This is a genomic window from Nostoc sp. NMS8, assembly GCF_017115045.1.
GTDB lineage: Bacteria > Cyanobacteriota > Cyanobacteriia > Cyanobacteriales > Nostocaceae > Nostoc.
Window position 1 is genome coordinate 58,840 of the sequence record NZ_JABXKK010000119.1, and the last position, 7,553, is coordinate 66,392.

At 43.7% G+C, this 7,553-nt stretch carries 5 protein-coding genes and 1 pseudogene; 2 read left to right on the forward strand and 4 right to left on the reverse strand.

Annotated features, from left to right (window positions below; all coding sequences use genetic code 11):
• Positions 1-54 precede the first annotated feature (54 nt).
• Both HWQ39_RS32835 and HWQ39_RS32840 read left to right on the forward strand, forming a co-directional pair.
• Positions 55-2,004, forward strand: a complete 1,950-nt coding sequence (locus HWQ39_RS32835) for an amino acid transporter (protein WP_292854160.1) — start codon at positions 55-57, stop codon at positions 2,002-2,004.
• Positions 2,005-2,244: 240 nt separating this feature from the next.
• On the forward strand, positions 2,245-5,481 hold the full coding sequence (locus HWQ39_RS32840; RefSeq protein WP_292854162.1) for a PAS domain-containing protein: 3,237 nt from the start codon (positions 2,245-2,247) through the stop codon (positions 5,479-5,481).
• A gap of 108 nt (positions 5,482-5,589) precedes the next feature.
• On the opposite strand, the gene recR is transcribed toward HWQ39_RS32840, so the two are convergent.
• The 4 genes and pseudogenes from recR to HWQ39_RS32860 form a co-directional block, all read right to left on the reverse strand.
• Entirely contained in the window at positions 5,590-6,147 is a 558-nt protein-coding gene (gene recR, locus HWQ39_RS32845) for a recombination mediator RecR (RefSeq protein ID WP_292731513.1), read from the reverse strand.
• A gap of 104 nt (positions 6,148-6,251) precedes the next feature.
• Positions 6,252-6,470, reverse strand: coding sequence for a hypothetical protein (locus HWQ39_RS32850; RefSeq protein ID WP_292854164.1), 219 nt, complete (start codon positions 6,468-6,470; stop codon positions 6,252-6,254).
• A gap of 238 nt (positions 6,471-6,708) precedes the next feature.
• Positions 6,709-7,032, reverse strand: a complete 324-nt coding sequence (locus HWQ39_RS32855; RefSeq protein WP_292854166.1) for a type II toxin-antitoxin system RelE/ParE family toxin — start codon at positions 7,030-7,032, stop codon at positions 6,709-6,711.
• A gap of 414 nt (positions 7,033-7,446) precedes the next feature.
• Positions 7,447-7,553: pseudogene (locus HWQ39_RS32860) on the reverse strand (photosystem II protein D1); the annotation flags it as partial.

Sequence of the window (7,553 nt, forward strand, 5' to 3'; positions counted from 1 at the left end):
CTACAAAGGCTTAAAAAAATCACAAAGCCGACTTTTGTAACACAACCGTATTTGATGGCTAATTCAATTGTTTCAACAAAACGGCTCGGCAACCAGTTAATCCAGTGGTTGCTTGAAGAAGACCGACGACGAGAGAAGGAAGGGCCTTACCGCAAAGAAGAACCACATCGCCAGCATTCTTGGTGGCAGGTAATGTGCTTGACTGGTGTAGATTATTTCTCGACCCTTGGTTATCAACCTGGGATTGCAGCACTGGCGGCTGGCGCTCTTTCTCCTATAGCTACCCTAATTCTGGTTTTGCTGACGCTCTTTGGAGCATTGCCAATCTATCGGCGCATTGCTGCTGAAAGCCCTCATGGTGAAGGGTCGATCGCTATGTTAGAGCGTTTGCTCCCCTGGTGGCAAGGCAAATTACTGGTGCTGTGTTTACTTGGCTTTGTAGCAACTGACTTTATTATTACCATTACTTTGTCGGCTGCAGATGCTACTGCCCATATCATCGAAAATCCGCTGACACCAATTTGGTTTCACAGTCAGACGATCGCAGTTACTCTGGTATTAGTTGCATTACTAGGTGCAGTTTTCTTGAGAGGTTTCCGAGAAGCCATTGGGATTGCAGTAGTTTTGGTGGCAGTTTATCTGCTGTTAAATTTGATTGTTGTTAGCGTCGGTCTGTATCAGATTTTAGCTCACCCAGAAGCGATCGCAAATTGGCAAACTGCACTTTTTGCACACCATTCCAACCCTTTAATATTAATTGGTATCTCTCTGCTTATATTCCCCAAACTAGCACTGGGATTGTCAGGTTTTGAGACTGGTGTTACCGTTATGCCTCTGGTAAAAGGCAGCAATAACAGCACTCCGCAGCATCCCAAAGGGCGAATTCGGAATACACGCAAGCTGCTTACCACTGCTGCTTTGATTATGAGCTTCTTTTTGCTCACCACCAGCTTTATAACTACTTTACTGATTCCAACCGCAGAGTTTGCATCTGGAGGCAAAGCCAACGGACGGGCCCTTGCTTATTTAGCACATCTTCATTTAGGCAATGCCTTTGGCACTATTTACGATTTAAGTACTATTTCTATTTTGTGGTTTGCCGGTGCGTCTGCAATGGCAGGGCTGTTGAATATTGTGCCTCGCTACCTACCACGCTATGGTATGGCTCCCAATTGGGCACGAGCAACGCGACCTTTGGTGTTAGTCTACACAGCGATCGCTTTTGTTGTCACAATTATCTTTAAAGCAAGTGTAGAAGCCCAAGGTGGAGCTTACGCAACTGGTGTACTTGTGTTAATCACCTCAGCCGCCTTTGCCGTCACCCTATCAGCTCACCGTCATAGACAGAAGCGGGCCAAACTCGTTTTTGGAATCATTACACTGTTATTTTTATATACCACCATTGTCAATATTATCGAAAGACCAGAAGGGATTAGGATCGCTGGGTTTTTCATCGGTGCGATCATTTTTACCTCGCTGGTTTCTCGTGTTTGGCGTTCAACGGAACTGCGAGCAGAACGAATTGAAGTTGACGAACTTGCTGCCCAATTCCTTGCTGAAGAGAGTCAGGGGGCAATAAGGTTAATTGCAAACCGATTGAATACAGGCGATGTACTTGAGTATTTTATGAAAGAGAAAGAGGTGCGCGACGACAACCATATTCCACCTGACGATCCAATTCTGTTTCTAGAGGTTCATGTATCAGATGCTTCGGAATTTGCGGATGTGATTGTAGTCAAAGGAGTGCAAGTTGGTGATTATCGCATTCTCCGGGCTGAAAGTGCAGCAGTACCAAATGCGATCGCAGCTTTACTACTCTATATTCGTGACCAAACAGGTAAGATTCCCCATGCTTATTTCGGTTGGGTTGAGGGAAATCCCATACAATACTTACTGCGTTTTATCTTGTTTGGCGAAGGTGACATTGCTGTAGTTACCCGTGAAGTACTGCGGCGGGCTGAAAAGAATCCCGAAATGCGACCTGGTATTCATGTTGGGGGTTGATTGAGGAGTAATGAGTGCTGAGTGCTGATTTAAGAGTGCTGAGTACGATTATTACTTTTTTTACTCTAAGCCGAGTTATTCAGCGCGGGCTAAAACTTAGCTATCCGCTAACAGCACTATTTCGGTGATAGAAGTAGCGATCGCTATTTTTGGCTCAAATTTGAAGAAATTGCCCTAAAATTTATGTAAGTATGAGCCGCCGAATCTTAGATTAACTCTAAATTTATTTAACTTTATAGAATGCCAGACGCGGAAAAGTCCCAGAACCAGCTGGCTAATGACAAGCTGCTGCATCGGCAAGTTAGTAAAAAAGCCAATTATTCACTAGTCGCCAATGGAGAAGAGGGAGTGCTGCTTCAGTTGGCTGATGGCACTATCCAGGCTTGTAATGTCGCTGGCGATCGCATTTTGGGACTAACCACACAACAGCTTGTGGGACAAAATTTGCTCGATCCCAAGTGGCAATTTATTCATGAAGATGGCACTCCTTTACTCAGTGAAACTCACCCTATAAGTGTTACCAAAAATACAGGTAAACCTTGTTTAAATGTGGTGTGTGGCTTTTATCAGCCAAATGGTGAACTAGTCTGGCTATTGTTTTCCTCCCAACCTCTGTTTCAAGCAGAAGGAAGCAATCTCTATGCGATCGTCACGACTTTTTCGGATATTACGGAATCTAAGGACGCCCAGCTTGAGGAGAATGGTAACTGTAAACTAGATACTCAAGGAGTTAATACAGATGAATTTCAAACACTTTGGGATAGTCACCGTCTGTTTCAACAAATTGCTGGCACTCTTCCAGGGATACTCTATATTTATGACTTAATTGAGCAGCGAAATTATTACGTTAATTACGAAATTGCTCAAAGCTGGGGCTATACACCAGCTGAAATCCAGGCAATGGGAAAGGATTTTACCCAGCTTCTACACCCTGAAGATTTGGCGCGACTCCCTAGCTACCTTGAAAAATTTAATTCTGTTCGTCAAGGTGAAGTCCTCAGCTTTGAATACCGGATTCGACACGCTAATGGAGAATGGCGCTGGTTTTGTAGCCATGACACTGTACACACCATAAATGCTGATGGATTGCCGCAATATATTTTGGGGATCGCTTTTGATATTACAGAGCGACGATATATAGAAATTTCCCTACGACAAAGTAATGAAAGGTTTGAGTTAGCAGCTGCGGCGGTTAATTGCCTAATCTATGACTGGGAGATTGGCAGAAATACTGTGGAAAGAACTCAGGGTCTAACCCAGGTTTTTGGCTACACACAACAAGAAACTGAACCAACCTTTGAGTGGTGGCAACAACGTATCCACCCCGATGACCAACAAAAAGTTAATGACCAGTTCATGGCTAGTATGGCCAATGGAAACCGTTATAGGATTGAGTATCGAGTGCGTCACCAGGATGGCCGCTATTTGTGGGTGCAAGACCACGGGTTTGCAGTCCGGGATGCAAATGGTCAGGTAGTTAGGGTAGTTGGTGCTACTACTGATATTACCGAACAGCAAGCGGCGCTACAGGAACGCCAGCAAATTGAAACAAATCTGCGTGAGAGTGAAGAACGGATTCGGTTGGCTACTAATGCTGCCGAACTGGGTATGTGGTTTTGGAATATCGCAACCAACGAGGTAATTTGGACAGAGAAATGTCGGCAGCTGTTTGGAATTTCCTTAGAAGCCGAAATCAGTTTTGAGATTTTCCTCAACTGTGTACATCCAGAAGACCGCCAATGCATTCATGAAGCGATCGCCTGCTGTATTGAAGAAAAGGTTGACTGTGACATAGAATACCGCATCCTTTGGTCTGATGGTAGCATTCATTGGATTGCTGCTAAAGGTCGCATTTTTTATGATGCCGAGGGTATGGCAGTACGGATGATGGGTACTACCCAAGATATTACCCAGCGAAAACAAGTAGAAAATGATTTGCGCCAGCGCGAAACTCAATTAAGGCGGTTAGTTGATTCCAATATTATTGGTATTATGTTCGCCACTCCCGATCGCATTACTGAGGCGAACGAGGCTTTTTTAGAAATGGTGGGTTATACGCGAGCGGAACTATTAGCGGGTAAAATACGCAGACAAAACATTACCCCACCAGAATATCACGCTCTCGATCGGCAAGGACTAGAGCAACTTTTAACGGTTGGGATATGTACTCCCTTTGAAAAAGAATACATCCGCAAAGATGGTTCTCGCATTCCCATACTAATCGGTGGTGCTTTGGTAGAGCAAGATCCGGCATCTTGGATCTGTTTTATTTTTGACTTAACTCCCAGGAAGCAATTAGAAAAGGCACTCAGACAACAAGCAGAGGAACTCAAACAGGCAAACCGGAATAAAGATGATTTTCTCGCCATTCTCTCCCATGAATTGCGATCGCCCCTCAACCCGATTTTAGGGTGGTCATCACTACTCAAAAGCCGCAAATTTGATGAAGTGACTACAAATCGTGCTTTAGAAACCATCGAAAGAAATGCTCAATTGCAGATTCAATTAATTGATGAGTTGCTAGATGTATCTCGAATTATTCGCGGTAAGTTGAACCTGACTTTTGCCACTGTTAACTTAGTAGCTGTAATTGATGCTGCATTGGAGACAGTCAGGTTAATTGCCGAAACCAAATCTATCCAGATTAAAGTACAGGTTGATCCCAATGTTGGTAAAGTGTTAGGCGATTATAATCGTTTACAGCAAGTTGTGGGGAATTTACTCTCAAACGCAGTCAAGTTTACTCCCTCTCGTGGTTCAGTGGAAGTTAGCCTATCATTGAGTCGTGAATTTTCTTCCGACTCAGCAATAATTCAAGTTAAAGACACAGGTCAAGGTATTTCCCCTGAATTCCTACCCCACGTATTTGAATATTTTCGTCAAGCTGATAGCAGCACAACCAGGAAATTTGGGGGACTGGGATTGGGATTGGCCATAGTTTATCACTTAGTAGAGTTGCATGGTGGTACCGCAACAGCAGCTAGTCCAGGAATTGGACAGGGAGCAGTTTTTACTATTAGACTGCCCGTGATGAAGGAAAGTGAGGGAGTAGGGACAGGGGAAGTAAGGCAAAAATCTAACTTGTCAGTTCTCAGCGGACTACGAATTTTGATTGTCGATGATGATGTTGACACACGAGAGTTTCTGCACTTCTTGCTACAACAGAATGGGGCATTGATAACTGCTGCGGCATCTGTAAATGAGGCGGTACGCATTATAGCACAGGCTGCACCTAATTTATTAATCAGTGATTTAGGAATGCCAGAAATAGATGGCTACAGCCTGATCAAGCAGCTGAGAGCCATGCCCAAAGAGAAAGGCGGGGAAATTCCGGCGATCGCTCTTACCGCCTATGCTGGAGAAAGCGATCGCGATCGAGTCTTAGCAGCAGGTTTTCAGAAACACATTGCCAAACCAGTACAACCAACTGAATTACTCACCTCAATTGCAGATTTACTAAGGCAAAATTATGACTAAAGGTTAGTGGTGTTCAGATCCCGGACTTCTTCAAGAAGTCCGGGATCTAGCAGCTTAACAACATTTATGGGACAGACTACTAAAAAGTCATTTGACTTTGACTAAAATTTAATCTAATTCCCGCCGTCCTTCCAACGCTCTCGCCAAAGTCACTTCATCTGCATACTCCAAATCGCCACCCACAGGTAAACCAAAAGCAATTCGCGTCACCTTAGTAAATGGTTTAAGTAGCTGACCGATATACAGTGTTGTTGTCTCCCCTTCTACACTCGGACTAATTGCTAGAATTACCTCTTGAGGTTTTTGCTGACTCACCCGGCGCTGCAAAGCCAGTATATTCAACTGATCTGGGCCAATTCCATCAATTGGTGAAATCACCCCGCCTAAAACGTGATATTTGCCTTTGTATTCGCGGGTTTTTTCCAGCGCAATCACATCGCGAGGATCTGCTACAACACAAATAGTGCTATTGTCACGGTTGGCATTGCGGCAAATTTCACAAACAGGTTCAGCAGATAAGTGAAAACAAACAGAACACAAGCCTATCTGTTTTTTTGCCTCAACTAAAGCTTGTGCTAAAGCTTCTACTTCTGCTTCTGGTCGCTTCAAAATATGCAAAGCCAGTCGTTGGGCACTTTTGGGGCCAACTCCTGGTAGGCGTTGCAATTGTTCAATTAATCGTGCTAAAGGGCGTGCGTAAACCGTTGTCTTGTCTCCAGAATGTTTTCACTTTAACTATGATGACACTTTTACAAGATTTTTTAGATTGGTTATTTAATATTCTGACCCGATGAGTACTTATAGGATGACTTTTGTAATTCACGTGCTAGTTCAGACAATCCGCAGTCCTTTAAGTTTTGGTAAAAACTCTCGTCCTTTAAGGTACGGAATTTTGCAAGTGAACGTATTGCGTCTTCTAGCTCTTTCACACGATTTAACTGGTAAGCCAAACTAGCAGCATCGCCGCCTAGATGGGGATTATTGCTCATCTGTTTTATCCTCCTTCGCTTCTATAAAATCTCGCCTTTTAGCTGCAATATTAATTTGTTTTAGTGGAGTTCTATTCCCCTTTTTCTGGGAGCATCCCAAATGTGTAAAAACATAATTTGTCATTGCGTACTCTTTCGGAGAACCCGTAGGGCACGGAACGCAGTGAAGCAAAGCGATCGCAACATCTGTAGTTTGCGATCGCTTCATTCGCAATGACAAGTAACGATTTTGGTAAATTTACAAAATTGGGATGTTCCCCTTTTTCTTAAAAGCGTGCAGCAAAATTAGACGCTTATCTGTTAGAGCACAGAGGAAGATGCGGATATTGTTAAGAGTGTTATCCAAACGTAATTCATAAAGATTATTTTGTGTCTCTATTTTGTCTAAGATGTCCGAGCGCTCGCGCTGTAAGGCTAATCCTTTGTTTTTTAGATAGTAAAGGCGCACTTGAAACTGCTTTAATTCGCCCTTGGTGAGCGAAGGATCATTGAAGAACTCCTCAACTGGTTGAGTCCCATCTACCTCTTGGTAGTAAATAATCTGCCATTCTTCACTCACCACAGGTTCCTCACACCCTGAACTGATATGCCATATTTGGAATATTAGTCGATATTACAATATTATTAACCTAAAAATTCGGTTGACCTGATGACTAGTGAGTTCAGTCGTTATACAGCTAGGTTATGAGTGGTGTAGTTTTGAGCCTGTCAGGTTGGCGAGGTGAACTGTGAGGAGCGCAGTCCGCCTGCCGCAGGCATCGCCTCTTTGAGACTCTGTAAAATTAAGTCCGACTTACAGAGATGATGTGAGCATGAAAATGCTAGCAAAATGGTCTGTAATTGAAGTGGGGATTCTGCGCGATCGCTGTGTGCAGTTGCTAGTTGGTGAAATTTTGCAATCCAATTCCGAATGCATATAAACAAAAAGCGCCCTCCCGAAAGGGAGAGCGCTTTTCGATTTAGCGAAACTAGAGAATTAACCGTTGATAGCAGGAGCGGTAAGAGCAACAGGAGCAACATCACCAGCAGCCAAATCTAGAGGGAAGTTGTGAGCGTTACGCTCGTGCATTACTTCCATACCCA